The organism is Pedobacter sp. 01T416_2, assembly GCF_056398925.1.
Map to the genome: position 1 here is coordinate 1 of NZ_JBFTQI010000751.1, position 2853 is coordinate 2853.

3 protein-coding genes are annotated in these 2853 nt (G+C 39.2%); 1 reads left to right on the forward strand and 2 read right to left on the reverse strand.

Going from position 1 to position 2853, the window contains the following annotated elements:
• Both AC1DPQ_RS23515 and AC1DPQ_RS23520 read right to left on the reverse strand, forming a co-directional pair.
• A partial coding sequence (locus tag AC1DPQ_RS23515) for an efflux RND transporter periplasmic adaptor subunit (RefSeq protein WP_477611050.1) occupies positions 1-796 on the reverse strand: 796 nt, incomplete at its 3' end.
• Between the two features lie 68 nt (positions 797-864).
• Entirely contained in the window at positions 865-1470 is a 606-nt protein-coding gene (locus tag AC1DPQ_RS23520) for a TetR/AcrR family transcriptional regulator (RefSeq protein WP_230144099.1), read from the reverse strand.
• 181 nt (positions 1471-1651) lie between these two features.
• Between AC1DPQ_RS23520 and AC1DPQ_RS23525 the strand changes: the two genes are divergently transcribed.
• Positions 1652-2089: an N-acetyltransferase family protein gene (locus AC1DPQ_RS23525; protein WP_477581550.1), complete on the forward strand. Its 438-nt coding sequence runs from the start codon at positions 1652-1654 to the stop codon at positions 2087-2089.
• Positions 2090-2853 lie beyond the last annotated feature (764 nt).

Consider the following 2853-nt stretch of genomic DNA (forward strand, 5'->3'; position numbering starts at 1 on the left):
CAGAATTATCAGCCAATAAAAGTTCTACTGCTGGCAAATGTTTAATCCTGTCGGCAGGTGTTTTACCCGGGTAGTTTGCATTAAAATTATTGAAGTCGTTTTCTGCCAAAGCAAAATAAACATGTACTTCGTGGATATCTGATAACTGTGTTAAAGCAACCTGATCTGTCGGAGAAACTAAACTTCCCTGTTTTTTAGGGATACGGCCGATGTAACCGCTAACAGTAGCCTTAACATTGGTATAACCTAAGTTAATCTGTGCCGAAGCCACGCTGGCTCTGGCTTGTTCGGCATTTGCCTGCGCAATTTTATAAGCTGTTTTAGCAGTTTTTAACTGAAAATCAGAAACTACCTTATTTTGAACAAGTGGTGTTAATTTATCAACTTCCAATTGAGCGTTTAAAATGGCCGCTTCTGCAGCATGTAAACTTGCTTTGGCATTGTTTAAAGCCTCGCGGTAAGGGTTTTCATTAATTTTGAACAGGGTTTGTCCGGCAGTTACATAAGCGCCTTCGTTAACCAATACACTTTGTAGGTAACCACTTACCTGTGGACGTACATCAATATCAACAGCGCCCTGAATAGAGGCCGGATACTCGATATAGGTGGTTTCTGTACTCGCGTTAATGGCGCTTACAGGCAATGCCGGTGGCGGTGGTGCAGCTGCAGCCTGATCAGGCGACGACTTACAACTCACCAGAATTATAGATAGAAGAGAAATTGTTAACAATAACTTAATACTATTAAACTGTTTAACAGTGTTAAGTAAGGGGTACAAGCGATGTAGAGATTTCATATGATTAAATTTAATTGGAATTAGTGTGTATAATAATTTAACAGTGTTAAATTACGTTGTAAAAAAAATTAACTATTAATAGATAATGTAATGCCCTTGATGGCATCTTTTAAAATCTGTTGGTTTAACTCGTCTGTTGTTCTTCCGTTGGGGCGAACCAGATTGATGGAAATTAAACCGTGGATGATAGACCAATAAGTGTAATACTTCATGCAGATATCATCATCAGATACTGGTTTTTTCTCGAATAACGATTCGATCACCTCGCCTAACATACTACCTACGTTTTCGGCTTCGGGCATTGAATTTTTAACGGTACAGCAAACCATATCCACACCGTACATCAATTGATAAAATTCTTTATGGGTAAAAGCGAAGTTCCAGTAGGCAATCCACATGGCTTCCATTTTATCTTCCGGAGATTCGTGTTGATCCCTGGCCTCACGGATATCTTTCGCTAACATTAAATATCCCCTTCTGGTGAGTTCCAGTAAGATGCCATCTTTGTTAGAAAAGTATTCGTAAATAATTGGTGCAGTATATTCAATCTGGTCGGCAATTTTACGCATACTTAATGCCTGCCACCCCTCTGTTTGAACAATATTCAAGGCAGCATCCAGAATTTTTGTTCTGGTTTCATCTTTTAAACGTAGAATTCTTTCTTTACTTCCCATGACTTGGAATATACAGTGTAAATAATCTAACACCGTTAAGCAAATGTAGAACCAATTCCAGAATTGACAATCATTCATTTGTCATAAACATTTTATTGATTAGTTTTATAGCTGATAATCAACCGTTAAAGCATTTAAAAGGCTTTTTCAAATAAATTAATTTTCTCAAGAACTTATAAAAATGATTTTCCGCGAAGCAAAAACGACTGACATACCTGCGATACAAATTGTCAAACATACGGTAAAAGAGAACATTTTGTCAGATCCGGCGCTGGTTACTGACAAAGATTGCGAAGAATTTATTACACAACGTGGCAAAGGATGGGTTTGCGAAATAGGTGGAGAAGTAGTTGGCTTCTCCATCGTAGATTTAAAGGAGCATAATATCTGGGCGCTCTTTCTGCGTCCGGAGTTCGAAGGCAAAGGCATAGGCAAAAAATTGCACCAGTTAATGATGGATTGGTATTTCGATCAAACACATGAGCCGGTTTGGCTAGGTACATCGCCAAATACCCGCGCTGAAGAATTTTATAGCCAGCAAGGTTGGAAAAAAGTAGGGATGATAAATAAAGGCGAAGTGAAATTTGAAATGAGATATGAGGATTGGGTGGGTAGGTAGGCTTACTCTAAGTATTGTCATCCGATAGCTCTCAGATGCGAGAAGGCTTTTTCAACCGACGAAGTGCAGTGGAACGCAGATATCTATTGTGTAAAAGATCCTGAAACAAGTTCAGGGTGACGGTCTGAGAGAATGACCGTCATTGCGAGAAGGCTTTTTCAGCCGACGAAGCAATCTTAAWGCGCTCGCTAGCAGCGATAGTTGTAAGATTGCTTCGTTCCTCGCAATGACGAAACAGCGGGAAAAAGATGAATCACCAAGTCACAAAGAACACAAAGTTTAGTGCCTTGTGATATAGCGCAAAAAACTGAACCATATAAGACACATAAGTTACATATAAGCTCAATGCCTTATATGTTCTTACATTTCTGATATGGTGAAAAACTATAATAAATTAAGACCCTGAAACAAGTTCAGGRTGACGAMYCSATAGATTGATCGTCATTGCGAGAAGGCTTTTTCAGCCGACGAAGCAATCTTAATGCGCTCGCTAGTAGCGATAGTTGTAAGATTGCTTCGTRCCTCGCAATGACGATACAGCGKAGAAAARATWAACACCAAGWCACYAAGAACACAAAGTATYSTGCCTTTGTTGTAAAGCCGTCAAAAGACTGAGCCATATAAGGCATATAAGCKCAATGCCYTATATGTTCTTACATTTCTGATATGGTGAAAAACTATAATAAATTAAGACCCTGAAACAAGTTCAGGGTGACGACCCGATAGATTGATCGTCATTGCGAGAAGGCTTTTTCAGCCGACGA

Coding starts and splice junctions, on each gene's coding strand:
- AC1DPQ_RS23525 (WP_477581550.1), top strand. CDS start 1,652: ATGATTTTCCGCGAAGCAAAAACGACTGACATACCTGCGATACAAATT.
- AC1DPQ_RS23520 (WP_230144099.1), bottom strand. CDS start 1,470: ATGGGAAGTAAAGAAAGAATTCTACGTTTAAAAGATGAAACCAGAACA.